At 32.8% G+C, this 24,566-nt stretch carries 27 protein-coding genes; 4 read left to right on the top strand and 23 right to left on the bottom strand.

All coding sequences use genetic code 11. The features are described 5' to 3' along the window. Positions 1-23: 23 nt before the first annotated feature. From ACIQ2J_RS07525 to ACIQ2J_RS07485, 9 genes are all read right to left on the bottom strand, one after another. Entirely contained in the window at positions 24-1,466 is a 1,443-nt protein-coding gene (locus ACIQ2J_RS07525) for an acetyl/propionyl/methylcrotonyl-CoA carboxylase subunit alpha (RefSeq protein ID WP_396168212.1), read from the bottom strand. Between the two features lie 95 nt (positions 1,467-1,561). Continuing rightward, positions 1,562-2,047, bottom strand: coding sequence for a biotin/lipoyl-containing protein (locus ACIQ2J_RS07520; RefSeq protein WP_396168146.1), 486 nt, complete (start codon positions 2,045-2,047; stop codon positions 1,562-1,564). Positions 2,048-2,388: 341 nt separating this feature from the next. Then, complete coding sequence (locus ACIQ2J_RS07515) at positions 2,389-2,922, bottom strand: YceI family protein (protein WP_396168143.1); 534 nt, start codon at positions 2,920-2,922, stop codon at positions 2,389-2,391. A 26-nt stretch (positions 2,923-2,948) separates the two neighbouring features. Further along, positions 2,949-3,290: a hypothetical protein gene (locus ACIQ2J_RS07510; protein WP_396168141.1), complete on the bottom strand. Its 342-nt coding sequence runs from the start codon at positions 3,288-3,290 to the stop codon at positions 2,949-2,951. Between the two features lie 13 nt (positions 3,291-3,303). Next, complete coding sequence (locus tag ACIQ2J_RS07505) at positions 3,304-4,176, bottom strand: DUF5777 family beta-barrel protein (protein WP_396168139.1); 873 nt, start codon at positions 4,174-4,176, stop codon at positions 3,304-3,306. A 7-nt stretch (positions 4,177-4,183) separates the two neighbouring features. Continuing rightward, positions 4,184-4,588, bottom strand: coding sequence for a hypothetical protein (locus tag ACIQ2J_RS07500; RefSeq protein ID WP_396168137.1), 405 nt, complete (start codon positions 4,586-4,588; stop codon positions 4,184-4,186). A gap of 111 nt (positions 4,589-4,699) precedes the next feature. Beyond that, positions 4,700-5,464, bottom strand: a complete 765-nt coding sequence (locus ACIQ2J_RS07495; RefSeq protein ID WP_396168135.1) for a T9SS type A sorting domain-containing protein — start codon at positions 5,462-5,464, stop codon at positions 4,700-4,702. Positions 5,465-5,469: 5 nt separating this feature from the next. Further along, a complete protein-coding gene (locus ACIQ2J_RS07490) occupies positions 5,470-5,985 on the bottom strand; it encodes an ankyrin repeat domain-containing protein (RefSeq protein WP_396168133.1) in 516 nt (171 codons plus the stop codon). 80 nt (positions 5,986-6,065) lie between these two features. Continuing rightward, positions 6,066-8,246, bottom strand: a complete 2,181-nt coding sequence (locus ACIQ2J_RS07485) for a B12-binding domain-containing radical SAM protein (protein ID WP_396168130.1) — start codon at positions 8,244-8,246, stop codon at positions 6,066-6,068. 167 nt (positions 8,247-8,413) lie between these two features. On the opposite strand from ACIQ2J_RS07485, the gene ACIQ2J_RS07480 reads away from it, so the two are divergent. The 3 genes from ACIQ2J_RS07480 to ACIQ2J_RS07470 all read left to right on the top strand — a co-directional run bounded on the left by ACIQ2J_RS07480 (position 8,414) and on the right by ACIQ2J_RS07470 (position 14,085). Then, positions 8,414-11,959, top strand: a complete 3,546-nt coding sequence (locus ACIQ2J_RS07480) for a T9SS type B sorting domain-containing protein (RefSeq protein ID WP_396168128.1) — start codon at positions 8,414-8,416, stop codon at positions 11,957-11,959. Between the two features lie 50 nt (positions 11,960-12,009). After that, positions 12,010-13,599 (top strand): bacillithiol biosynthesis cysteine-adding enzyme BshC, encoded by a 1,590-nt coding sequence (bshC, locus tag ACIQ2J_RS07475; protein WP_396168126.1) that lies wholly within the window; start codon positions 12,010-12,012, stop codon positions 13,597-13,599. Positions 13,600-13,665: 66 nt separating this feature from the next. Next, a complete protein-coding gene (locus tag ACIQ2J_RS07470; RefSeq protein WP_396168124.1) occupies positions 13,666-14,085 on the top strand; it encodes a nucleoside-diphosphate kinase in 420 nt (139 codons plus the stop codon). 158 nt (positions 14,086-14,243) lie between these two features. Here the strand turns inward: ACIQ2J_RS07470 and ACIQ2J_RS07465 are convergent, their stop codons facing one another. Beyond that, positions 14,244-14,540 (bottom strand): DUF721 domain-containing protein, encoded by a 297-nt coding sequence (locus ACIQ2J_RS07465; RefSeq protein WP_396168122.1) that lies wholly within the window; start codon positions 14,538-14,540, stop codon positions 14,244-14,246. Continuing rightward, positions 14,540-14,959 (bottom strand): hypothetical protein, encoded by a 420-nt coding sequence (locus ACIQ2J_RS07460; protein WP_396168120.1) that lies wholly within the window; start codon positions 14,957-14,959, stop codon positions 14,540-14,542. The genes ACIQ2J_RS07465 and ACIQ2J_RS07460 overlap by 1 nt, the downstream gene beginning before the upstream one ends. Before the next feature lie 103 nt (positions 14,960-15,062). On the opposite strand from ACIQ2J_RS07460, the gene ACIQ2J_RS07455 reads away from it, so the two are divergent. After that, complete coding sequence (locus ACIQ2J_RS07455) at positions 15,063-16,151, top strand: serine hydrolase domain-containing protein (RefSeq protein WP_396168117.1); 1,089 nt, start codon at positions 15,063-15,065, stop codon at positions 16,149-16,151. Positions 16,152-16,160: 9 nt separating this feature from the next. Here ACIQ2J_RS07455 and ACIQ2J_RS07450 read toward each other — a convergent pair whose 3' ends face one another. The 12 genes from ACIQ2J_RS07450 to ACIQ2J_RS07395 all read right to left on the bottom strand — a co-directional run bounded on the left by ACIQ2J_RS07450 (position 16,161) and on the right by ACIQ2J_RS07395 (position 24,507). Further along, entirely contained in the window at positions 16,161-16,349 is a 189-nt protein-coding gene (locus tag ACIQ2J_RS07450) for a hypothetical protein (RefSeq protein ID WP_396168115.1), read from the bottom strand. An 83-nt stretch (positions 16,350-16,432) separates the two neighbouring features. Continuing rightward, positions 16,433-17,665 carry a hypothetical protein gene (locus ACIQ2J_RS07445; protein ID WP_396168113.1) on the bottom strand — a complete coding sequence of 411 codons (1,233 nt, stop codon included), beginning with the start codon at positions 17,663-17,665 and terminating at the stop codon, positions 16,433-16,435. A 34-nt stretch (positions 17,666-17,699) separates the two neighbouring features. Next, entirely contained in the window at positions 17,700-18,680 is a 981-nt protein-coding gene (gene ftsY / locus ACIQ2J_RS07440; protein WP_396168111.1) for a signal recognition particle-docking protein FtsY, read from the bottom strand. Between the two features lie 116 nt (positions 18,681-18,796). Next, positions 18,797-18,949 carry a DUF4295 domain-containing protein gene (locus ACIQ2J_RS07435; protein ID WP_396168109.1) on the bottom strand — a complete coding sequence of 51 codons (153 nt, stop codon included), beginning with the start codon at positions 18,947-18,949 and terminating at the stop codon, positions 18,797-18,799. 45 nt (positions 18,950-18,994) lie between these two features. Then, entirely contained in the window at positions 18,995-19,177 is a 183-nt protein-coding gene (gene rpmG, locus ACIQ2J_RS07430) for a 50S ribosomal protein L33 (protein WP_035126304.1), read from the bottom strand. A gap of 27 nt (positions 19,178-19,204) precedes the next feature. After that, a complete protein-coding gene (rpmB, locus tag ACIQ2J_RS07425; RefSeq protein WP_396168107.1) occupies positions 19,205-19,441 on the bottom strand; it encodes a 50S ribosomal protein L28 in 237 nt (78 codons plus the stop codon). Between the two features lie 74 nt (positions 19,442-19,515). Then, positions 19,516-20,766, bottom strand: coding sequence for a CinA family nicotinamide mononucleotide deamidase-related protein (locus tag ACIQ2J_RS07420; protein ID WP_396168104.1), 1,251 nt, complete (start codon positions 20,764-20,766; stop codon positions 19,516-19,518). 227 nt (positions 20,767-20,993) lie between these two features. Beyond that, positions 20,994-21,338, bottom strand: a complete 345-nt coding sequence (locus ACIQ2J_RS07415; RefSeq protein ID WP_396168102.1) for an Hpt domain-containing protein — start codon at positions 21,336-21,338, stop codon at positions 20,994-20,996. Continuing rightward, on the bottom strand, positions 21,338-21,949 hold the full coding sequence (locus tag ACIQ2J_RS07410) for a fumarylacetoacetate hydrolase family protein (protein ID WP_396168100.1): 612 nt from the start codon (positions 21,947-21,949) through the stop codon (positions 21,338-21,340). The genes ACIQ2J_RS07415 and ACIQ2J_RS07410 overlap by 1 nt, the downstream gene beginning before the upstream one ends. 115 nt (positions 21,950-22,064) lie before the next feature. Beyond that, the gene (locus tag ACIQ2J_RS07405) at positions 22,065-22,241 is read right to left on the bottom strand and encodes a hypothetical protein (protein WP_396168097.1); all 177 of its coding nucleotides are present in this window, start codon (positions 22,239-22,241) and stop codon (positions 22,065-22,067) included. Continuing rightward, on the bottom strand, positions 22,241-23,011 hold the full coding sequence (locus ACIQ2J_RS07400) for an exonuclease domain-containing protein (protein ID WP_396168095.1): 771 nt from the start codon (positions 23,009-23,011) through the stop codon (positions 22,241-22,243). Before ACIQ2J_RS07400 ends, ACIQ2J_RS07405 begins: the two co-directional genes overlap by 1 nt. A 143-nt stretch (positions 23,012-23,154) precedes the next feature. Continuing rightward, positions 23,155-24,507 carry a dihydrolipoamide acetyltransferase family protein gene (locus tag ACIQ2J_RS07395; RefSeq protein ID WP_396168093.1) on the bottom strand — a complete coding sequence of 451 codons (1,353 nt, stop codon included), beginning with the start codon at positions 24,505-24,507 and terminating at the stop codon, positions 23,155-23,157. Positions 24,508-24,566 lie beyond the last annotated feature (59 nt).

The raw sequence follows: 24,566 nt of genomic DNA, 5'->3' as shown, positions 1-24,566 counted from the left end.
CTATATTCTTTTGTCTATATTCTTTACTCAATAGGTAATCGCAAAACTTTTTTATCAGCAACATATTGTTTTAAAGCAAGCAATGCTGCAATTTCGGCTTCGGTGTCTAATTTTGATTTAAGTTTTTCAGCGTCATAATATGCTTTTACGAAACCAGTATCAAAATCACCTGAACGGAATGCTTCGTGTTCCATAACAAACTTTCCAAACGGTAAAGTTGTTGCAACGCCTTCTACATGATAATTATCGATCGCACTTATCATTAAAGCAATTGCTTCTTCACGGGTTTTTCCGTAGGTAACCAATTTAGACAACATTGGATCGTAATAAATTGGCACATCCATACCTTCTTCAATACCATTATCTACGCGAATTCCTTCGCCTTCTGGCAACTGGTAGGTGCTTAAGAAACCAACATTTGGTAAGAAATCATTCATAGAATCTTCGGCATAAACACGAAGTTCCATAGCGTGACCGTGAATTACTAAATCTTCTTGTTTCATTGGTAATTCTTCACCACGAGCAACACGAATTTGCAATTCAACTAAATCCAAACCAGAAATCATTTCGGTAACTGGATGCTCTACTTGCAAACGCGTATTCATTTCTAGGAAATAGAAATTATGTTTGTCGTCCATCAAAAATTCTACGGTTCCAGCGCCAAGATAATCACATGCACGGGCTACTTTTACAGCAGCTTCTCCCATTTCTTTTCGTTTTTCTGGAGTTAAAATAGAGGAAGGTGCTTCTTCTACCACTTTTTGGTGGCGGCGTTGGATGCTGCATTCTCTTTCAAAAATATATAATACATTTCCATGACTGTCGGCCATGATTTGAATTTCGATATGACGCGGTTTGGTAACGTATTTTTCAATAAAAACAGAACCATCGCCAAAAGCAGAAGTTGCTTCGCTAATGGCTCTATCCATTTGAGAAACAAAATCTTCTTCGCGTTCTACTACACGCATTCCTTTTCCACCACCACCAGCAGAAGCTTTAATCAAGATAGGAAAACCAACTTCCCGAGCCGATTTTTTAGCTTCTTCAATATCGGTAATGGCGTGGTCAATACCAGGAACCATTGGAATATCGTATTTCATAACGGCATCTTTAGCCGCTAATTTGCTTCCCATCATTTCAATCGCTTTCGATTTTGGTCCGATGAAAATGATATTGTTTCGTTCACATTCTTCTGCAAAAGCGGAATTTTCACTCAAGAAACCATAGCCCGGATGCACTGCATCTACTCCAAGTTCTTTACAAACTTCTATGATTTTATCGCCTCTCAAATAGGATTGGCTTGAGGCAGCTTCCCCAATACAAACAGCTTCGTCCGCATATTTTACGTGAAGTGCATTTCTATCGGCAGTTGAAAAAACTGCTACGGTTTTTATGCCCATTTTCTTAGCGGTTTTCATTACTCTAATGGCAATTTCACCGCGATTGGCAACTAATATTTTGGTTATGTTTTTCATGGTTTTGCGAGGTACGAAGCAATCTCGTGTATTAAATTTTTGTTTCAGGTTTCAAGTTTAATATTGTTAAACTTGAAACTTATTTTCTATTCGAATTCTATCAACAACTGTCCTTTATCTACAGCGTTTCCAATAGAAACTGCAATAGATTTTATGATTCCATCACGAGGAGAAAGGAAACTATTTTCCATTTTCATCGCTTCTAAAATTAATAAAGGATCATTTTCTTTAACTTCTTGACCAATAGAAACACTAATTTCTAGAATCAACCCAGGCATTGGTGCTTTAATTGCATTTACCACTTTGGTTCTGCCACGTTCAATACCCATACTTTTGATTAATAAATCTAAAGGATTGGAGATTGCAACTTCATAAGTGTTGTTGTTGACTTTTATGGTATATTTTTTGGCAAGAAAATCTGCAGAAACAACTTCTGCTTTATAGGGAACACTGTTTTTTAACACGTGGAATTTTTCGTTTCCAACGCTTACAGCATCGAGATTTTCTAGATCATTTTCGGTAAAATCAAAAGTAGTAGCCTGATTAACCGAAAGTTTATACGAATTACTCATAAATAAAATATTTAATTTGTTACAAATCTAGCAAAAGAAAACGTTTTCGTAACTGATAATTGTCAGTAATTTGCTTAATTGGTATAGTTTAATACAATTTTAAAAACAAACTGTGGAATTTATTTTAAACAAAACTAGAATATAAGTTACCTCTAATTATTTAACTTATCCACAGCATCTTTTAAACAGAGGAGAATAGATATGGCTTCTTCTTTTAATAATATAAATGATAAAAACAAAAAAGAAGCCATTATCTGGCTTCTTTATAAAATATTAATTTGGTTTGGTAAAGTAAGAAAAGCATACTAAACTTTATTTTCAAATATATTCATTTTAAAATTTTATTTATTCTCCAATTCTAATTTGATAGACACCTTAGCAGTTTCTGAAAGAGTTCTTTTAGCCAATGCAGGAACTTCTAATTTATAATCGGTTAATTTTACTACAAAATTTCCTGAAATTACTAATTTACTTCCGTTACTTGAAATTATTATCTTGGTTTTTACTTTATTCGTAACCCCATGAATGGTTAAATCACCTTCCACATCATAAGTGCCATTTTTTCCATCATAGTTTACAACTTTTCCTTTAAAGCTAGTTTTTGGAAATTTGTCACTGTCCATGTAGTTTTCATTAAAATGCTCTTCCATTAATGGCAATTTGAACTTAAAGGATTTTACTAATCCTTGAATAACAAGCTCTCCAGTTGCTTTATCAAATATTGATGAAACCGTCTTGTTGGTTCCAATAACTGGATCTATAGCTCCAGAATAGGTTGCATCAAATTTTATTTCTCCTGAACGTGTAATCATTTTTTGTGAAAACACTACAGATGAGAAAACGAAACATACTATTGTTACAATTATTTTATTCATAGTTATTTGTTTTTTAAATCAAAAAATTATTCTGGACATCCATTAGACTTCCATGTTTTAATCAAATTAATTGTGGCTTGAGGCAAAGCACCGCTTGGTGGCATTATAGCCCCACAAGAACCCGAAATTTTACATACAACATTTCCATTTAAAGTTGCGTCTTTAACTGCTGTGTAGGAGTCTAAATCTGGCGGTTGACTTCCTCCTGAATGACAACCTGTACAGTTCGCAGAAAAAACAGGCTTAACATTAGCCGTATATTTTGGTGCTATAACTATTGGCGAAAGATCTTGCGTTGTAGCGGAATCGCAGGAAACAAAAAGAAATCCACCGAATATGGTAATTAAAATTATTTTAATATTTTTCATAACTTATTTTTTTTTAAAAAACTCTATACATATTAAATCCAAAGAAAATTTGTTTTCCACCAACTATTCCACTTCCTGTTGTATAATAAGAAACATCATTCATAGCTTGGCTATTAGATACTACTAATTGAAAAACGTGGCCACCAGTTTCTATATCTAATCCTAATGTTGCTGGATTATGATAAGGTGAAGTATAACCTTCTGGAGTATTTAATCTAGCTGCATAGTCAAGGTTCAAACTTAATCTTTTTGTTAGTTTATATCTAACTCCTGTTCCTAATAAAAAGGTGTTTTTTTTAGCTTCTTTATCAGCATCATATAAGTTTTTATGAATAAATATTGGCGTTAATTCTGCAGAAAAAGTATTTGAGAATTTCCTTGAAACAATCAGTTGATTTGAATAAGCCAAACGATTATTAAATTTAATTTCTGGATAAATAACTTCTAATTTAGAACTATTAATGTCCATAGTATTATATCCAACAATTGTTACAGGAAAACCATCGTCTTCTTGATTCGCTAATTTATACTTTAAAGCAACTTCATATAATTTATCATGAGTATGTCTTGAAACTCCAATAGATAACCAATTAGTAACTCCATAAATACCTCCTAATTTTGTGTAAGCGTTGTCCAATCCAAAAAAGTTGTTAATTCCATCCGTTAAATCACCAAAGCGATGGGATACTAAAAAATAAAAATCTCCCTGAGCAGGTAGCTTAGTAGATTGCATGTTTGCAACTTGTAAAGCTTTAAATGCAGCAGAAGTAATTTCTTTTTTATCTGATTTGGTAGTATTTAATTCGTTCATCAAATCGTCTTGTGCATTGGCAAATCCAAAACAAAAAAGAAAGAAAACGGAAAAGGTGATTTTAGGTAATTTCATTTTAAATTTATTTATTTATTGAACATTGATCCATATTTACGCCACCCATTAAGTCGTCATAACCAATAACACGACCTTTAACACTAATGGTTTGTCCTTTTTTTAAAGTTGCGTCAGCATTTGTAAAACCACAAACCACAACTTCATCAATAATTACTTCTTTATCATTAATCGAAGTTATTACACCAGAAATTGCAACTGGTTTCTCGAGATATTTTTTATTAGCAGCTGCCTCATTAGTTGTGAACTCTGCAAGAATATCTTTAGTCTTTAATGTGAAAGCAGTTTGTTCTGTCTGAACATCTCTTTTACCACCATGGTAAGCATAATAACGGGCAGAGAAAAATCCTACAGTTAATAGCAATAACAATAAAAAAATTAGTACAATTATTTTTTTTTGTTTTTTATTCATGATTTTATATTAAAAATATTATACAAAATAAAAATGGCGTTTACACGCCAAATTTAATAAAATTTTAAAAAGTTAAAATAAATTTTAACTTAATTTAAATAAAACTGTTTTTTAATTTATAATAACTTTCTTCCAAGACTTTTCAGAATCATTTTTCAATTCTAATAAATAAACTCCAGTTGAAAGACCACTAATACTTACGTCAATATCTTTTGAATCGTTACTTACTTCAATTGTTTTTACAAAAGCACCTGTTTGCGTGTAAACATTTACTTTTGATAAACTAGAATTAGTTTTTATGGTGAAACTTCCATTGGAAGGATTTGGAAAAATAGTTGAAGACTCTAGAGAAAATTTATCCGAACCCAATACTGTAAATGTTCCTGAAGCAAATCCTCTATTTGTACCTCCGTGGTTTGCTAGTGATGTAGATACTCCACTTGAACGAGCCCAAGCTAAATTTATAGAATTAGTTGTTGCATAAGGCAATTGAAAATCGTTCATATCAGTATTCGTTAAGGAACGTTCTAACGTTAATGTTCGCACTCCAGAAAGTACAACATCTGAAACAGTAGTCCAATCTTGACTTGCATCGGTTGCAGGAGTTATAGTCCCAACATAATTTCTATCTGTTAATGTTGTAGTATAAACTAGTAAATCTCCACTACCCATTCCAAAACCTAAAGAAACACCTAATCCTATTGAAAACCATCTATCGGAAGGTCCGGTTAGTACTAAACTTACTTTGGATGTGGTATTGTTTAGTGTGAAATTGGCAGTCATATTAGTCGTTAAATTAATAACTCCTGTTGACTTACTTTGGGAGACTCCCGAAAAACAAACAAGCGACAATAATAAAATGGTAATTTTTTTCATAGTTTTTATTTTAAAAGATTAATAATTAATTCGTTTTTTGAAAAAACAGCATATTCGAAAGCTGTTTTACCTTGTTTATCTTTAGAGTTTTTATTTGCATTATTTTCTAATAGTAATTTAACTATTTCCTTATTTTGAAACTGTACTGCATACATTAGTGCTGTAATTCCATTAGCATCTGTTAAATTAGGGTTAGCTTTATTTTTTAACAAAAACTCCAACATTACAAGATTTCCTTTAACAACACAAGCCATCAAAGCTGTTCCATTATCACTACTATAATCTAAATTAGCTTTTTTCTGTACCATAAACTTCGCAACATCATCATTGCCTCTATAACAAGCAAGAATCAACATACTAGAAGAATTAGTATCCACAGAATCAATAACTTTATTGTTTTTATTATACTCTATAATCATTTCGTTAAGCGTTCCTTTTCTTGCAATATCAAAACAATTCTTTTGTTGCGAAATTATCGCATTAGAATTAAGAATAAAAATAATAATAATAATGTACTTCATTTTTTATGGATTAACGTGTATAAAAATAAATAAAAAATACAATTTATCAAAAAAAAAATTAGTTTTTTTTGGTTGATTTATTACAAAACCAATAAACCATGTTGTTGCAAAAGCAATACTGGCTTGGAATACCAGAACAATTCGAAGTCTTCAAAATTAGTTTCGAAATTGATTTTTAGCCTAGAAAACGTGTAAGAATTTTCATTATTCACAGAAAGAAATTCTAACATTTTTAACAACCAAAGACCTTTTTCTGTATCTACAGAAATTTCAAAAGTGTCTAATTTAGTCTGAAAAGTTAGTTGCATCATTTGCCAGGATTGCCCTTTTTTAGATTTTGTAAAGGTAGTAATAGTTGGCTTACCTCCCATCCAAATAATTTTAGCGGAAGGTTTTATATTGAAATCGGATTCTTTTTCTAAACAAGAAACAATATAATCGGGAAGAACTCTAGTATTCGGAATTTTAAATTCAAACCAATCTTGCAACGGATAATCCAAACAGATTCCGTGCATAAAATTGAACAACGATTTTTTTAATCCAAAACTAAATTTATCATGATCAATTCCTGTTTTATCTTTAAAATTAATGTCATTATTAGCAAAAGTAATCTTGTTTTTTTCTGGAATTACACCAAATTCTTCGGGAAACATTCCAACAGGAGAATGCGCTGTCATTGCAAATTGATGCCAAAATCCCGATTGTAGGATTCCTAATTCAAACATTTGACGCACCATTTCCAAACTGTCTATAGTCTCTTGAATGGTTTGGGTAGGATAACCATACATTAAGTAGGCATGCACCATAATGCCACTTTCGGTGAAGTTTCTGGTAACTTGAGCAACTTGCTCTACGGTAACCCCTTTTTTAATTAAATTCAAAAGTCGGTCGGAAGCAACTTCCAATCCACCTGAAACGGCAATACAACCGGATGCTTTCAGTAAAACACATAAATCAGCAGTGAAACTTTTTTCAAATCGAATGTTGGTCCACCAAGTAACCACTAATTTTCGTCGGATAATTTCTAAAGCAACTTCCCGCATTAAGGCTGGAGGTGCTGCTTCATCTACAAAATGAAATCCATTTTCGCCCGTTTGCACAATCATTTCTTCCATTCTATCTACTAAAGTTTTAGCAGCAATAGGTTCGTATAATTTGATATAATCTAAAGAAATATCACAAAAAGTGCACTTTCCCCAATAACATCCATGAGCCATAGTGAGTTTATTCCATCTGCCATCACTCCACAAACTATGCATAGGGTTGGCTATTTCAATAACTGAAATGTATTTATCCAAAAGCAAATCCGAATAATCGGGAGTGCCTACTTCGCTTTGTTTGTAATCGGGTTTGGTGGAATTATTTTTGTAAGTAACTTTTCCATTTTCCAAGATAAAAGTTCTCTTGAATTCATTGGAATTTGGATTTTGAACATTAGAAATTAGCAACTCTAATGGAAGTTCTCCATCGTCTAAAGAAATAAAATCAAAAAATTCAAAAACGCGTTCGTCTTTTAATTCCCTGAGCTCAGTATTAGGAAAACCGCCACCCATAGCGATTTTAATATTTGGAAAATTAGTTTTTATAAATTGTGCACAACGAAAAGAGCTATATAAATTTCCTGGAAAAGGAACCGAAATACACACCAATTTGGGTTGAATTTCTGCCACTCGTTCGTTTAGAATTTCTAAAGTAATTCTGTCAATATAGGTAGGTTCTTTTTGCAAATGGGAATACAATTCGTCAAACGAGTTAGCACTTCTACCCAAACGTTCGGCATAACGACTGAAACCAAAGTTCTCATCAACACATTCTACAATAAAATCGGATAAATCTTCAAGATATAAAGTAGCCAAATGTTTGGCTTTATCTTGCATTCCCATAGTTCCAAATGCCCATTCCATATCGTCAAGTTGTGCAAACCGAGAAGCTTCTGGAAGAAAATTTCCACTACATATTTGACGCGCCATAGACGGATTTTTTCCTTGCAAAAAAGAAATCACCGAATCAATTGTTTTTATATATTCGTCTTTTAATGCAAAAATTCGTTGGCTATTTGTAGAGTAATGTTCAATTTCCTCTTTTGGAATTAAGGTACTTATTCCCTTTTTAGAAAACAATTGTAAGATAACTCCTATGCCTAAATCCATTTGAAAAGCAGAAACATTTATTGTTTTCAAAAACCCTTTAATATATGCCGTAGCCGGATAAGGAGTATTCAATTGGGTGAAGGGTGGCGTTAATAAAAGGATGTCTTTCAATTAAATGTTTTTACAAAAGTAAGTTTTTTTAAAATTTATTTTAAATTTATTTCTTGGTTATTAAATAGCTTCAATTATACATGAAAGATTATTTGTATGGTTTACCAACTTTTTATAAATTTATATACTTAAAATTATAAAACAAAAAATCTTTATATTTAACAACCTTGAAAAAACTATTACTAATTTCCTTATTTTTTATAAGTTTTATTGCATTTGCACAAGAGAATTGCAACAACGGAATCGATGATGACGGTGACGGTAAAATTGATTTAAACGATCCTGATTGCAGTTGCGGACCAAGTACTTCTATTCCATCAATTATACCCAATCCATCCTTTGAAAACTATACTTTTTGTCCTACTAATATTTCACAATTAAACAACTCTTCGCAATGGCAACAAGCAACAACTCCAACAACAGATTATTTCAATTCCTGTGGCTATTTGAATAATGCCGGAATGACTCCGTTTCCAGATGGAAATGCTGCCGTAGGAACATTTTTCGCCGAAGGGTGGCAAGAATATCTTGGAGCCTGTCTTACCACTCCCATGATTGCTGGAACTAACTATCAGTTGACTTTCAATATTGCTTCTAAACCAGCAACTGATAATGTTAGTTTAGGAAATGGTGGTGTTATTGATTATGGCCCCATTGACATTGTTTTGTATGGAAGACAAGTGTGTACCACTTTTCCATTGTCAACAACTGGTTGTCCAACAAATTATGACTCTAGCTGGATAATTTTAGGAAAAGCAAATTATACACCTATTGGAAATTGGGGTGTATTAAATATATTTTTCACTCCAACAGCAAATATAAACACTATAATTTTGGGTAGTCCATGCCAATTACCACCAAATTACAATTGGGATAATGGAAGTTATGCTCCTTTTTTTTATTTTGATAATTTATTGCTAAATAAATCGGCTGCATTTGGAGTAAATATTAGTCAAGCTGGATTTTTTTGTGATAATAATTTAGTTCTAACTGCTAACTTAACAACAACTTTTAGCCCTGCAATAACTTACCAATGGTATTTTAATGGAATTGCAATTGTAGGAGCTACAAATAGTACTTATAGTGTGCAATCGTTTGCTTCCAATTTAGGTCAATATTCAGTAAAAGTAACTGACGGCGCAAACTGTTTTATTAGTTCTAGAATAACTGTAAACAATACAATTCCTCCACCAGATTATACAACTATTCAACCCAATTGCATAACATCAACTGGAACAATAACTATAACTACTCCTGCATTAGAATATAGTTTTGATAATGGCGTTACATGGCAAACATCCCCAATAAAATCGCTATTGCCAGTGGGTTCTTATTTAATTAAAATTAAATCCCCAAATGGTTGTATTTCTTCTGCTAATGGTATATTATTATCCCTACCCCAGCTTTTAAATGGTTCCAATTATGTAGTAACACAACCAACAACATGTACCATGATGGGTTCTATTACAATAACTTCACCAATTGCAACACAATATAGTTTTGATGGTGGTGCTAGTTGGTCTACAAATCCTACAGCAAATAATTTAACTCCTGGTTATTATCAAATTAAAATAAAAGATGCTGTTGGTTGTCAATCGGCGTCACAAACGGTATATATTAATCCTGTTTATCTTGATTATCCTGCCTATAAAACTGTTCAACCTACTTGCGGAACAAATGGTTCTATTACTATTACAACAACAGCATCTGAATATAGTTTTGATGATGGCACAACATGGACTACCAATCCAACTGCAACAAATCTTACTCCAGGTTATTACATTATAAAAATTAGAGAATCTTTTAGCTGTGAATCCTACAGTCAATATGTATACATTAATACTTTTTCACTCAATCAATCACCTACTTACACCAAAGTAAATCCTACTTGTGGTGTAGATGGAAGTATATCAATAACTACTGTTGCAAATGAATATAGCTTTGATAATGGTATAACATGGCAAAATAGTCCAACTATAAATTTACCTTCTGGATATTATATTATTATGTTTAGAAATGCCGTAAATTGTAATTCGTTACCAGAATATGTTTTTTTAGATACCTATTATTTACCAGATCCAATTTTTACCGTGATTCAACCACTTTGTGGAACAACTGGAGAAATAACAATTACAACAGTAGCTGATGAATATAGTTATGATGGCGGCTATACTTGGCAAACAAGCCCAACATTTAGCAATTTGAATTCTGGAACCTATTATGTAATGATTAAAAGTAGCTTAGGTTGCACTTCTAATTATATTTATGTCAACCTTGATTATGTGGTATTGCCCGATCCAATATTTATTTTTACAAATCCAGAATGTGCAAATAATGGAAGTATAACAATAACTAGTTCGGCAACAGAGTTTAGTTTTGATGGCGGTTCAAGTTGGACTACAAATCCTACATTGAGTAATCTAAGTTCTGGATACTTTTATATTAAGGTCAGAAATGGAATAAATTGTGAGTCAAATTATGTATTTCTGTATTTACAAGACTTCTCTTCTTTATATCCAGAATACACCATAGATCAACCTGGCTGTGGGAAATATGGATCAATTACTATTGATACTCCAGGAGATTTATTCAGTTTTGATGGTGGTGTAACGTGGTCTTCGAATAATGTTTTGGCAAATTTAATTGGTGGTGAAAATTATGACATCGTTGTAAAGAAAAATCCAAGTTGTATCACAAATATAAATACGGCTTATATTTATAATACTTTTTTACCAATTCCAACACCAAGTGATTATCAAACAACGGAATGTGACGATCTAAATGACGGTAAAGAAAATATTGATTTGACTCAATATAATGATAATTTAATTTCTACATCAACCAATTATACTTTTGAATATTACACGACTTTATCGGGAGCTGAAAATCAAATATTTGCCAACCAGATAGCAAATTTTGCATCTTATTCAATCTTGAATACAAATACTACAGTTTTCGTTAGAGTAATATCGGCGGCTGGATGTTATAAAGTAGCACAATTAAAAATTAACTTAATAAATTCACCAATAATTCAAATGGAAAACAATTATCCTTTGTGTGTGGATAAAAATGTTATTATTTATGCTGGCGTTGGTTTTGCAAGTTATTTATGGTCAACAGGACAAACAACAGAACATATTACAATCAATCAACCTGGAAATTATTGGGTTACAGTTACAGAAAACCATTCCGCTGGATTGATTTGTTCCACTACCAAAAATTTTACCATATTTTTATCTAACTATGCTACAATTACTAGTATTGAAACATTTGACTGGACTAATGATGAAAATATTATTACTGCAAATGTTACAGGAATTGGTGTATGGGAATATTCAATTGACGGAGTCCATTTTCAAGATAGTAATACTTTTACAAACCTAACAGTTGGAATCTATACTATTTTTATTCGGGATAAAAATGGTTGTGGAATAGTTGGAAGAGAAGTGTTTTTACTAAATTACCCACAATACTTTACTCCAAATAACGACGGAATTAATGATTTTTGGAGAATTAAATTCTCACAAACAGAACCTAATTTAACCGTTTCTATTCTGGATAGATATGGAAAACTAATAACCACTTTAAAATCAAATTCTGCAGGTTGGGATGGAAATTACAATGGAAAACAAATGCCTTCCGATGATTATTGGTTTGTGGTACATAGAGAAAATGGAAAAGAACACAGAGCGCATTTTGCTTTAAAACGTTAAACCAAATTCAGTTCATTTAATTTTGAGTATTTTTACAAAAAAAATACAACATGCCAAGCGACTGTATAAGCTATCAAAAATCGGGATATTTCACCAAATTAATCGTTGATTATTTGGATGAGAAGTCCGAACTAAAGTCGTTGTACAATCGTTTTCCAAAATTGGAAAATTTTAAAGAGCAAACTGAAAAAAAGCAAGAGAATTTTCCACTAGAAAATAGAACAATTTTAGTTTCTGAACTTGATAAACAATATTCTAATTTTGAAATTTCAAATGCTACCAAAAATCATATTAAACTTTTAAATAATTCGAATACTTTCACTGTAACTACGGGACATCAGCTGAATTTATTTACAGGACCTTTGTATTTTATCTACAAAATTGTTTCTACCATAAACCTTTGCAAGCAATTAAAAAAGGAATATCCAAATCAAGATTTCGTCCCTATTTATTGGATGGCAACCGAAGACCACGATTTTGAAGAGATTAATTATTTTAATTTCAAAAATAAAAAAATCCAATGGAAAAGAGAAAGTTTTGGTCCTGTTGGAAGATTAAGCCCCCCAACCCCAGAAGGGGCAGTAAAAGACTTCTTAAAGGATTTAGGAGTAAGTGAAAACGCAAAATATTTGCATGATTTATTTGAGAAGTCCTATTTTGAACACGAAAATTTGGCAGATGCAACGCGCTATTTAGCCAATGAATTATTTAAAGAAGAAGGTTTAGTTATTTTGGACGGGGATTCAGTTGCGTTGAAAAAAACATTTATTCCCTATGTAAAAGAGGAATTGCTGCACCAAACTTCTTTTCAGAAAGTAACTGAAACTGCTACCCAATTATCCGATTATAAAATACAGGTCAATCCACGTGAAATTAATCTGTTTTATATAGATGACAACTTACGCGAACGTATTATTTTAGAAAACGGAATATATAAAGTCAATAATACCAATACTACTTTTACAAAAACCGAAATCCTAGCAGAATTAGAAAATCATCCAGAAAAATTTAGTCCTAATGTGATTTTAAGACCTTTATACCAAGAAGTTGTTTTACCTAATTTATGTTATATTGGTGGTGGTGGCGAATTGGCGTATTGGTTGGAATTAAAATCAAATTTTGATGCCAACAACGTTACTTTTCCGATGCTGTTGCTGCGGAATTCCGTTGTAACAATTACTTCTAAACAAGCTGAAAAGGCAGACAAACTTGAGTTGAGTTATGCCGATTTGTTTGCAAACCAACAAGAATTATTTGACCAAAAAACAAAAGAATTTTCAAAGTTTATTATTGATTTTTCGGAACAAAAAGAGGCTCTAAAAAAACAATTTGAAGCATTATATGCAATTGCTAACCAAACTGATAAATCCTTTTCTGGATCAGTAAAAGCACAAGAAACCAAACAAATAAAAGGTTTGGAAAATCTAGAAAAACGATTATTAAAAGCCGAAAAACGAATCCATAAAGATCATTTGCAACGTATTTTAGCATTGCAAAATGAGATTTTTCCGAACCAAAGTTTACAAGAGCGCAAAGCGAATTTTAGTGAATTTTACTTAGAATATGGGACCTCTTTTCTAACCAAAATACTGTCCGAATTAAAACCATTAGACCAAGAATTTAAAGTTATCACTTTATAGCCTTTACTCTCTTGCTAATCGTAAAAAATATATTACTTTTGCACCGAATTTAATACAAAAAACAAAATGGCTACAAATAGAACATTTACAATGATTAAACCAGATGCTGTTGAGAACGGACACATCGGTGGAATTTTAAACATGATTACAGAAGGTGGTTTCAAAATTATTTCTTTGAAATTAACACAACTTACGGTTGCTGATGCTCAAGCATTTTATGCTGTTCACGCTGCAAGACCTTTTTATGGTGAATTAGTTGAATTCATGTCTCGTGGACCAATCGTTGCTGCAATTCTTGAAAAAGAAAATGCAATTGAAGATTTTAGAAACTTAATTGGTGCTACTAATCCTGCTGATGCTGCTGAAGGAACTATCCGTAAAAAATACGCAACTTCTATTGGAGAAAATGCAGTTCACGGATCTGATTCTGATGAAAATGCTGCTATCGAAGGTGCTTTCCATTTTGCTGGAAGAGAGCAGTTTTAGTATTCAGTATTCGGTGCTCAGTGCTCCGTTTTTAGTGAGCAGTTTATATAAAATATAAATTCCCATTTTTTAATAGAAATGGGATTTTTTTTTATGAATATTTTTATTCTGCGTTCTTCCATCTGCTTTCCATCTTCCATCTTCCATCTTCTGCCTACCTATCTCAAAACAATATCTTTCACCACTTCTTTACGAAGTTCTTCGTTGAGCATGGTGATGATTTTTTGTTTGCCATATCCTAATTCTTCTCGTAAAACTGCCGAAGTTAGTTTGACATATAATGTACTTCCTTTTAAAATTACTTCTTGGGTATAACTATTTACTCCGTTTCCCATAAGGTTTTTCCAGGCTTGCTCAACATCAATTTTATCCATCCCAGCTTCTAGCCTATTTTGTTGGATAAAATGCTGTAACACCTCGGATATGGAACTCTCGTTACTTTGTCTTTTTGCCATTATTTTATTGAAAAAGGAATTTGGCGTTTGTAATGGTATTCTAAATTTTCTTTGTTTTTTAAGACCAAAATACTATCTTTTAGTTCGACTATTTCCTCTTGCCATTTACCAAAATTGGTAGTGTAATTTACATAAAAAACACCGTCTTTATTAGTTACAGTAAGGTTTTCTTTAATATTGTTAGTCAAATAAGTACCATCCAATTGCGGCATTACTTTTTGGCGAAAGCCTTTGTTGTCTTTCACAGCAAAAAAATCTATGGTTTCATTAATCTTATATTCTTTCTTACCTCCTTGCGGAAGTTCGACTTTTTGAATCTCCCAATAGCCATTTATTTTGGCAATATCCGAATCCGAAACGGAACGCTTACAAGCAACTAACAACAAACTAAAAAAGAAAAGGGGAAGGAATTTTTTCATATCTAAAAATAAAATATAAAATTACAATTAATTTTAAGGAATAAAAAAGTATTTTTGATTAAACGTTTTAAAATTTGATAAGTACTAACCGAAACCAAAAGTTATGAAAAGATATTTTCCTTTACTACTATTACTCTTTTTTGTTTTAGGATGTGCTGAAAAAGAATGTGGTTGCGATTCTCCTCCACAAGAAGCAATGTATTTCCCTCCAAATGATGGAAGCAGTACTTGGGAAACCAAATCCATTTCTGATTTGGGTTGGAATGCAATTGCCGTGCAACCGCTATTGGATTATTTGCAATTAAAAAATTCAAAGTCATTTATCCTATTGGTAAATGGTAGAATTGTAATGGAAAACTACTTCAATGGTCATACCGCTTCAACACTTTGGAAATGGAATAGTGCTGGAAAGACACTTACATCTACTGTTACTGGTATTGCAGAACAAGAAGGATATTTAAATATTAATAATAAAGTTTCTGATTATATAGGAACTGGATGGACGAGCATTCCATTAGCAAAAGAAAATTTAATTTCTTGCAAAAACCTATTGTCTATGAATTCTGGTTTAGATGACACTTTGGGAGATGATGTTTCACCTTCCAATCTTCAGTATGTTGCCAATGCAGGAACACGATGGGCATACCACAATGTGTATGTAAAACTACAAGATGTAGTTGAACAAGCTTCTGGACAATCTTGGAACAATTATTTCAATACCAAGTTACGAGATAAAATAGGAATGGAAACTTCGGGATTTTGGTATACTGGAACAAGTGTAAATTTGGGTTTGAAGGTTTATTTCAGTACAACTCGAAGTATGGCGCGTTTTGGTTTATTAGCTCTAAATAATGGGAAATGGAATGGAACTACCATAATAAATGAAACCTATTTTAATTCTGCCACATCAACTTCTCAAACTATCAACCAATCGTATGGGTATTTATGGTGGTTGAACGGGAAATCGAGTTACCATTTACCGCAAAGTCAATACCAATTTAACGGAAGTATTATTCCGCATGGGCCTACCGATATGTTTATGGCTTTAGGAAAAGATGATCAGAAAATCTATGTAGTTCCAAGTCGGAAAATGGTTGTTATTCGAATGGGAAATCCTGCAGATGCCTCAAATATGGCGCTTTCTGATTTTGACGACATGCTTTGGCAAAAAATAAATGCTTTGTACCAATAAGTATTATATCTATTGAAACTTAGAGTTGAAAAACTTTATTAAGGCATAAATAAAAACCATAAAAGTAAGCAATTGCAAACCCATAGCAATTGTTGGAAATTTAGTTTCAATGATTTTGGCTAAAACCTCAACTCCAGCACTTATTAAAAGTAAAAGCAACGGAGAAGCCGTCTTAAAAAAAGATAAAAATTTATTCATAGTCTATTATTTAAAATAAATTTACTGAACCTATAAATAGTAAAACCCTAATATATAGAAATTAATACAATAGTAAAAAAACTCTATTTATTATTCAAAGAATATCTAAAAATAAGATCCAAACTAGAGACTTTATTATTGAAATTAGTAAAATTTAAATAACTAGAAGCAGATGAATAACTAAATTCTAATGAATATTTTTTATTTATTAAATATCCTAAACCCAAATTGAAATTTAGTGAGGAATTTAAATCCAATTTTTTATAAGTATCCCAAACAGGTACAGTCACCGAAAAATAACGAAAATCATCCGAAAAAGGAACGGAAAGACCAGTAGCTCCTTTAATAAAAATAGATTTATTAAAAGAATATCTTGTACCAACAATAAATCCAATAAAATTGGATTTAAACTTTATTTCTTCATATAATATTGTTAAATTTGAATTAGGATAAGGGGTTTCTGTTCTTGAATTATAATTAATCCTATCAAATTCTACTCTAAAAAATATTTCAAATTGATTACTTTTAGTTGGTAATAATATAGAAGTTTCAAAACCAATAGTAGGAGAATAAAATGTGTTTTCTGGGATTTGTCCTAAAAAGTTTGTTGATTTATCAAAGGAAATATTTTTTCTCTTAACACCCGCTAAAAAGTAATATTTTAATTTATTTTTCTTTATTTTAATAGAATAATCGTTAGTAATTCCTTGTTTACAAACATTAAAATCATTGATTATTTTAATTAAATCCTTTTCAAAATATTTTAAAGAATTAAATCTAACAAAACTTGAATCAGGACCACAATTTGCTAATTTAAACAATTGTCTTTTAAAAGGATTATATTCATCAATTTCATTATCACTATTTCTGTATTTATAATATACTAAATTAATTAATTTTTCCGAATTAATTTCCTTAACATAAAAAAAAGCAGATTCCTGAATTTCTGTCGTATATAAAGAAACTTCACCTTCTACTAAAACCCTTAATAGAAGAAATTTACTAGCATATTTTGGCTGCATATCTTCATTGATAGTAAGCGATGATTCATTTAATCTATTAATAGTATAATCAATATTAGTGGAAATATATTTTTCTTGATTATCTACAACCAATTCAGAAAAATCCACAATATTAATCTTAGATTCAATGTCTGAAATAGCTTTTTTAAATAATATAAAGTCGTTACCAATAATATTGGAATCTAAAACGTATCCTTCTATTTTTTTTCCATCCTTAGAAACATAATAAGACGGTTTGTAATTAATTTGAGAATAAGACACAAAAAAAGAAAGTAAAAAAAAACAATATTTCATAATTTTTATATTTAATTAAATAACCTATTCGTTTCTATTTAAAGAAACTATCTACAAACTCATATTTGTTAAACACTTGTAAATCTTCAATTCCTTCACCAACACCAATATATTTTACCGGAATTTGAAATTGATCGGAAATTCCAATAACCACACCGCCTTTAGCGGTTCCGTCTAGTTTAGTTACTGCTAAACACGAAACTTCAGTTGCTGCAGTAAATTGTTTTGCTTGTTCAAAAGCATTTTGCCCAGTAGAACCATCCAAAACTAAAAGAACGTCGTGAGGGGCATCGTGAGTCACTTTTTGCATCACACGTTTCACTTTAGACAATTCCCCCATCAAGCCAACTTTATTATGCAACCTTCCAGCGGTATCAATAATTACCACATCGGCATTTTGAGAAACCGCACTTTGCAACGTATCAAATGCAACCGATGCAGGGTCAGAACCCATTTGTTGTTTTACAATTGGCACGCCTACTCTATCTGCCCATATTTGTAATTGATCTATGGCGGCGGCACGAAACGTATCGGCAGCACCAAGAACCACATTATATCCGGCTTTTTTAAATTGGTAGGCTAATTTTCCAATGGTAGTAGTTTTTCCAACGCCATTAACTCCAACGACCATTATAACGTATGGTTTTTTATCAGCTGGTATCTTAAATTCGGATTCTTCTCCCGATTTAGTTTCGGATAAAAGCCCTGAAATTTCTTCTCTAAGAATCAAATTCAGTTCGTCTGTTCCTAAATATTTATCGGTAGAAACTCGTTCTTCAATTCGTTTTATGATTTTTAAAGTAGTTGCTACGCCAACATCTGAAGAAACCAGAATTTCCTCTAGATTATCTAAAACCTCATCATCTACTTTAGATTTCCCAGCAATAGCCTTGGTAAGTTTAGAAAAAAAGGAAGTTTTAGTTTTCTCTAAACCTTTATCTAAAGTCTCTTTAGCCTGCTCGGTAATGGCAGTTTCTTTCTTTTCGGAAGAAAATATTTTTTTAAAAAAACTCATAATAGTAGTTTATGGTTTAATGATATAATTACTGTTGGATAAAACTAGTTACAAATATAAAAATAAAAAAGCTACTTCCGTTAGAAAGCAGCTTAGATATAATTTATTTATTGGAATTATTTCTTTTGTAAGAAAGTATCCACTTCTTCTGGAGTCATAATGCTTTCTACGAAAGTATATGCACCTGTTTTAGGAGATTTCACCATCTTAATAGCTTTTGTTAATCTCTTAGAAGCTGTCTGTAACGTTGCAACGGTCTTTTTTGCCATGATTCAAATGAGTATTGAAATTTTTACAAATGTAAAAATGTCTAATTATTTAATTTCTTTATGAACAGTCATTCTCTTTAAGATTGGATTAAATTTCTTAATCTCTAATCTGTCTGGAGTGTTTTTTTTGTTTTTGTTTGTAATGTAACGAGAAGTTCCTGGAAGACCAGTTCCTTTGTGCTCAGTACATTCTAAAATTACTTGAATTCTATTACCTTTCTTAGCCATCTTACTTTATTTTAATTGGATTTGGAATTATTTTATAAATCCATTAGCTTTTGCAGTTTTCAACACAGCAGCTAATCCATTTTTATTAATTGTTTTAATTGTAGAAGCAGCTACTCTTAAAGTAACCCATCTGTCTTCTTCAGCAAGAAAGAAACGTTTTTTAACTAAGTTTACAGAAAATTTTCTCTTAGTTTTGTTCATTGCGTGAGAAACATTATTTCCTACCATCGCTCTTTTACCTGTAAGGTCACAAACTCTTGACATTATGCTTATCTTTTATCGTTATTCAAATCGAGGGTGCAAAGAAACAAAAAAGAAACCTTATAGCCAAAAAAATATTAGACATTTTTTAAAATTTCTTTTTGTAATAGTTCAAATGCTTTATTTACAGTTCTATCTATCACTTTTTCACGTGGTTGGCCAAAATTAAATTCTTCCACTAAAATACCGTTTGGAGTTGCTAATGCAATAAAAACGGTTCCAAGGGTTGCATCTGCGTCTCCTTTGGAAGGTCCTGCGTTGCCAGTTGTGGCAATTGCATAGTCGGATTTCATCAGTTTTTGTACACCTAATGCCATTTCGGTGGCAACTTCTGCACTTACTACCGAAAATTCTTCGATAGTTTTTGGCGAAACTCCTAAAATCGAAACCTTTGTATCTGTAGCATAAGTCACTACGCCTCCTCTAAAATAATTGGAAGCACCTGTAACCGAAGTTAATTCTTGTGCAATTTTACCTCCTGAGCAACTTTCGGCAGTGGCAATGGTTTTTCCTTGTTGGGATAATAATCGACCTAAAACTACTTCAATAGTTTCATCTTCATTAAATCCAACAATGATATCGCCAATGATTTTGGCTAATGATTGCACCTTGTCTTTTATGGTATTTTCGAGGAGTTCTTTGTTTGTTCCTCTTCCTGTTAAGCGCAAACGTACTCTTCCTGGTGCTGGCAAATAGGCTAGTTTTATGTATTCTGGAAGACTATTTTCCCAATCTTCAATACGCTCGGCAACCAAACTTTCTCCTTGCCCGTAAGTCATTATGGTTTTATGCAAAATATAAGGCCGCTTGTATTCGTTTACAATTTTTGGGATAATTTCGTTCTCCACGATATACTTCATTTCATAAGGAACTCCGGGTAACGAAATATAAACGGTATTTTCTTTTTTCATCCACATACCAGGTGCGGTGCCAAATTTATTAAAAAGTACTTGGCATTTGGAAGGAACCAACGCTTGATCTTTATTCATCTGCGAAGCCGGTCGCTTCATAACCGATTCAATTAGTTCAATTACATGGGTTTCTACTTCTTTATTGATTACCAAAGTATCGTTGAAATATTCGCAAAAGGTGTGTTTGGTGATATCGTCTTTGGTAGGCCCTAAGCCACCTGTTATTATCACAAAGTCGACTTTGTTTTGCAAAGATGCAAAAGTGTCTAAGATGTGTTGCTTGTCATCGCTAATAGAAAGCAATTCGTGGGTTTGGACTCCAATTCGATCTAAAGCTTTGGCTATGAACCCCGAATTGGTATCAATAATTTGTCCGATTAGAATTTCGTCGCCAATGGTTACTATAGTTGCTTTCATTTTTTTTTAGATGCTAAGTAGCGGAGGCGCTAAGTTACTATGATTTAGTTGTGGTTTAATTAAAACAAATATAAAAGTGGTTTGCTGCCTAGCCCTGCTAGAGTGGAAATCCTGACATTGCGAAAACAAAAAAGTGTATCTTATTGCATTGTTCCTCGCAATGGCAGATTGCAACGGCGGCAGGAAAATGGTTTACTGATAAATCCCGAACCATTCGCTTCAAATAATTAAACTTCGAAATCTTTTTTTATTTCTTTTATGGCTTTTTCTAATTGCTTTTTAATGCTTTCGCAGGTTGCTTCAATTTCTCTTCTTTTGCCTTTGGCTTTAGTCCAGGCTTCCACCTGAAGAATTTCATCATAAGCAATTAACATGCCTAATAAATCTAGGGATGGCTTGATTTTATGAGCAAAAGCATAGGCTTGTTTGTAGTCTTTTTCTTTAATTCCCAATTCCATTTGTTTGAAATCTTTGGGAATTTCGGTTACAAATAACTGCACAATTTCCAATACAAAATCGGGGTCATTATCGGAAATTGCATGAACTTTAGAAAGGTTGTAATTTATTGCCATTATTTCACTTGTATTCTAAATGATTTTTTGTCTTCTATAAATCCTTCTAGGATGTCGTTTGGCTTAACAGCACTAACGCCTTCGGGTGTTCCTGTAAAAATAATATCGCCTTTTTTAAGGGTGAAAAACTGTGAAATATGCGCGATTAATTCGTCTATTTTCCAGAGCATGTGGCTCGTGTTTCCTAACTGCACAATTTCTCCGTTTTTAACTAATTTGAATTCCATATTTTCTAGCGAATCGTAGTCGTTTTTAGGATAGAAATCACCTATAACTGCCGAGCCGTCAAAGGCTTTGGCTTTTTCCCAAGGAAGTCCTTTTTCTTTTAATTTGGCTTGTAAATCGCGGGCTGTAAAGTCAATTCCTAGTCCGATTTCATCGTAATAATTATGTGCGAATTTGGATTCAATATATTTTCCTACTTTATTTATTTTGACTAAAATTTCCACCTCGTGGTGCACATCATTGCTGAATTCTGGAATTACAAACGGATGCTGTTTTAAAAGAATTGCCGAATCGGGCTTCAAAAAAACGACCGGTTCTTCTGGGCGTTCGTTTTGAAGTTCTTCGATATGCTTCACGTAATTTCTACCGATGCAGATGATTTTCATTTTGTAGGTGTTAGGTTCTAGGTTTTAGGTTCTAGGTTTTAGGTTCTAGGTTTTAGGTCCTTGGTGCTAGGTTTTGGGTGTTAGGTTCTTGGTTCTAGGTTTTAGGTCCTTGATGCTAGGTGTTGGGTGTTAGGTTTTGGGTTTTGCTTAATGCTTTCGACCTTTTTCCTGTCTTCCATCTTCCATCTTCCATCTTCCATCTTCCATCTTCCATCTTCCATCTTCCATCTTCCATCTTCCATCTTCCAACTCCCCTCTTCCAACTCCCCTCTTCCAACTTCCTGCTTTCCACTATTTCGTGTTTAGTTTTCTTAATTTAATAGCTGTTAAAACTTTTTTGGTGTACAACGGAAAATCAGCTCCTTGAATCCAACCATAATATCCGGGTTCTTTTTCAAGAATGTCTTCTACTAATTGTCCTTTGTTTTTTCCGAAGGTGAAAATTTCTTTTCCTTCCTTATTTAAGGCGATAAACCCAGCAAAATCAACTGATTTTTTACGGGTTGTATATTCTGAAAGCCATTTCATATCGTTATCTAAATCGTCGTAACGGTCTAATTGCGCTTTTAAAATTTCATAAGTTGCCATGGTATCGGCTTCGGCAGAATGCGCATTTTCAAGGTTAGTTCCGCAATAAAATTTCAAGGCAGCACTAAGAGTGCGTTCTTCTTTTTTATGAAAAATAGTTTGCACATCTACCGAAACTCGGTTTTTCATATCAAAATCTACCTCAGCACGAAGGAGTTCTTCGGCCAAAAGCGGGATGTCAAATCTATCGGAATTATAGCCTCCTAAATCGGAGTCTTTTATCATGTTGTGCACTTGGGAAGCCAATTCTTTAAAGGTTGGTTCGTTGGCTACTTTTTCATCAGTAATACCATGCACAGCGGTTGTTTGAGGCGGAATTGGGATGGTTGGATTTACTAACCAAGTTTTGCTTTCGGTAGTTCCGTTAGGAAAAACTTTGAAAATAGAGATTTCTACAATTCTATCTTTTGCTACTTCAATTCCTGTCGTTTCCAAGTCAAAAAAACAAATAGGTCGGTTTAATTTTAATTCCATTTTAAAAATAATTTAGTCACAAATATAAAATATTGTGGTTACGGATAATCGATTTTTTGGTTTTTTATTTTAACAAAAAAAGAAAAACCCTTTCAAAAAATTGAAAGGGTTGATTTATAATGAATTATTCTGGTTTATCAGAATTAATATTCTCTATTTGCATCAAATGCTTCAAGATATTCGGCAACACGTTTTACAAAACTTCCTCCAAGTGCGCCATCAACAACTCGATGGTCGTAACTGTGCGACAAGAACATTTTTTGACGGATTCCGATGAAGTCTCCTTCTGGAGTTTCAATCACTGCTGGCACTTTACGGATAGCACCAAGCGCAAGAATACCTACTTGTGGTTGGTTGATAATTGGCGTTCCAAAAACCGACCCGAAAGTTCCAACGTTAGTAACTGTGTAAGTTCCGCCTTGGGTATCGTCTGGTTTTAATTTACCTAATTTAGCGCGATTTCCCAAGTCGTTCACGGCTTTAGCCATTCCAACCAAGTTCAATTGATCGGCATTTTTAATTACAGGAACAATTAAATTTCCATTTGGCAATGCTGCAGCCATTCCTAAATTGATATTTTTCTTTTTGATGATATAATCGCCCTCTACCGAAATATTCATTCCTGGGAAATCTTTTAATGCTTTGGCAACTGCTTCCATGAAAATTGGCGTGTAAGTTAATTTTTCACCTTCGCGTTTTTCAAAAGCAGTTTTAACTTTATCTCTCCATTTTACAATATTCGTAACATCCACCTCAATAAACGATTGAACGTGCGCCGAGGTTTGTACGGAAGCCACCATATAGCCTGAAATCAACTTACGCATACGGTCCATTTCTACAATTTCATCGCCACCATTTACAGAAATGGGTTGGGCTTTAGAGGTTGTAGGTTGTTCGCTTTGGCTATTAGGTTTTGGGTTTTGGGTATTAGGTTGGGAGGGTTGACTTTCGACTTTCGACTTTCGACTTTCAACAAATTTTAATATATCTTCTTTAGTAACACGACCCTCTTTTCCAGAACCAGAAATACTTTCTAATTCGGCAATAGAAACGCCTTCTTCTTTAGCAATGTTTTTTACTAATGGTGAAAAGAATTTATCGGATGCAGAGAAATCGGCTGGAAGCCCCCCAGCCCCCAAAGGGGTAGCAGAAACAACTTCAGAAGATCTTGCATCTATACTTTCTATATTTTTTACCGATTCAGAAACGTTCAATTTTACGTCGCTTTGGGCTCCCGCTTCGGGTGTTGAAGGGCTTTCAGTTTCAATAATAGCAATGGTTTGACCCACTTTAACCACATCATCCACTTGGAATAAAATTTCGACTAAAGTTCCAGAAACTTCACTTGGCACTTCACTATCTACTTTGTCAGTAGCGATTTCTAGAACGGCTTCGTCAGCAGCAATAGATTCACCTACTTTTTTTAACCAGTTGGTAATGGTTGCTTCTGCAACGCTTTCTCCCATTTTGGGTAATTTCAATTCGAACTTTGCCATATCTTTAAACTAAAGTTGTGTTTCGTTATTTGGTTTGCAAAATTAATGATTATTTTTAG

Source organism: Flavobacterium sp. (assembly GCF_044357305.1).
Taxonomy (GTDB): domain Bacteria; phylum Bacteroidota; class Bacteroidia; order Flavobacteriales; family Flavobacteriaceae; genus Flavobacterium.
The sequence above is the reverse complement of the archived record's forward strand: the minus strand, read 5'-3'. Positions and strand labels throughout refer to the sequence as shown.

Bases quoted from the DNA above. Each gene is read 5' to 3' on its own strand.
- ACIQ2J_RS07515 (WP_396168143.1), bottom strand. From the start codon at position 2,922: ATGAATAAAATAATTGTAACAATAGTATGTTTCGTTTTCTCATCTGTA.
- ACIQ2J_RS07495 (WP_396168135.1), bottom strand. From the start codon at position 5,464: ATGAAAAAAATTACCATTTTATTATTGTCGCTTGTTTGTTTTTCGGGA.
- ACIQ2J_RS07445 (WP_396168113.1), bottom strand. From the start codon at position 17,665: ATGAAATATTGTTTTTTTTTACTTTCTTTTTTTGTGTCTTATTCTCAA.
- ACIQ2J_RS07490 (WP_396168133.1), bottom strand. From the start codon at position 5,985: ATGAAGTACATTATTATTATTATTTTTATTCTTAATTCTAATGCGATA.
- ACIQ2J_RS07415 (WP_396168102.1), bottom strand. From the start codon at position 21,338: ATGGCAATAAATTACAACCTTTCTAAAGTTCATGCAATTTCCGATAAT.
- bshC (WP_396168126.1), top strand. From the start codon at position 12,010: ATGCCAAGCGACTGTATAAGCTATCAAAAATCGGGATATTTCACCAAA.
- ACIQ2J_RS07420 (WP_396168104.1), bottom strand. From the start codon at position 20,766: ATGAAAGCAACTATAGTAACCATTGGCGACGAAATTCTAATCGGACAA.
- ACIQ2J_RS07450 (WP_396168115.1), bottom strand. From the start codon at position 16,349: ATGAATAAATTTTTATCTTTTTTTAAGACGGCTTCTCCGTTGCTTTTA.
- rpmB (WP_396168107.1), bottom strand. From the start codon at position 19,441: ATGTCAAGAGTTTGTGACCTTACAGGTAAAAGAGCGATGGTAGGAAAT.
- ACIQ2J_RS07395 (WP_396168093.1), bottom strand. From the start codon at position 24,507: ATGGCAAAGTTCGAATTGAAATTACCCAAAATGGGAGAAAGCGTTGCA.
- ACIQ2J_RS07400 (WP_396168095.1), bottom strand. From the start codon at position 23,011: ATGGAATTAAAATTAAACCGACCTATTTGTTTTTTTGACTTGGAAACG.
- ACIQ2J_RS07520 (WP_396168146.1), bottom strand. From the start codon at position 2,047: ATGAGTAATTCGTATAAACTTTCGGTTAATCAGGCTACTACTTTTGAT.
- ACIQ2J_RS07500 (WP_396168137.1), bottom strand. From the start codon at position 4,588: ATGAATAAAAAACAAAAAAAAATAATTGTACTAATTTTTTTATTGTTA.
- ACIQ2J_RS07465 (WP_396168122.1), bottom strand. From the start codon at position 14,540: ATGGCAAAAAGACAAAGTAACGAGAGTTCCATATCCGAGGTGTTACAG.
- ACIQ2J_RS07410 (WP_396168100.1), bottom strand. From the start codon at position 21,949: ATGAAAATCATCTGCATCGGTAGAAATTACGTGAAGCATATCGAAGAA.
- ACIQ2J_RS07460 (WP_396168120.1), bottom strand. From the start codon at position 14,959: ATGAAAAAATTCCTTCCCCTTTTCTTTTTTAGTTTGTTGTTAGTTGCT.
- ACIQ2J_RS07435 (WP_396168109.1), bottom strand. From the start codon at position 18,949: ATGGCAAAAAAGACCGTTGCAACGTTACAGACAGCTTCTAAGAGATTA.
- ACIQ2J_RS07470 (WP_396168124.1), top strand. From the start codon at position 13,666: ATGGCTACAAATAGAACATTTACAATGATTAAACCAGATGCTGTTGAG.
- rpmG (WP_035126304.1), bottom strand. From the start codon at position 19,177: ATGGCTAAGAAAGGTAATAGAATTCAAGTAATTTTAGAATGTACTGAG.
- ftsY (WP_396168111.1), bottom strand. From the start codon at position 18,680: ATGAGTTTTTTTAAAAAAATATTTTCTTCCGAAAAGAAAGAAACTGCC.
- ACIQ2J_RS07510 (WP_396168141.1), bottom strand. From the start codon at position 3,290: ATGAAAAATATTAAAATAATTTTAATTACCATATTCGGTGGATTTCTT.
- ACIQ2J_RS07455 (WP_396168117.1), top strand. From the start codon at position 15,063: ATGAAAAGATATTTTCCTTTACTACTATTACTCTTTTTTGTTTTAGGA.
- ACIQ2J_RS07505 (WP_396168139.1), bottom strand. From the start codon at position 4,176: ATGAAATTACCTAAAATCACCTTTTCCGTTTTCTTTCTTTTTTGTTTT.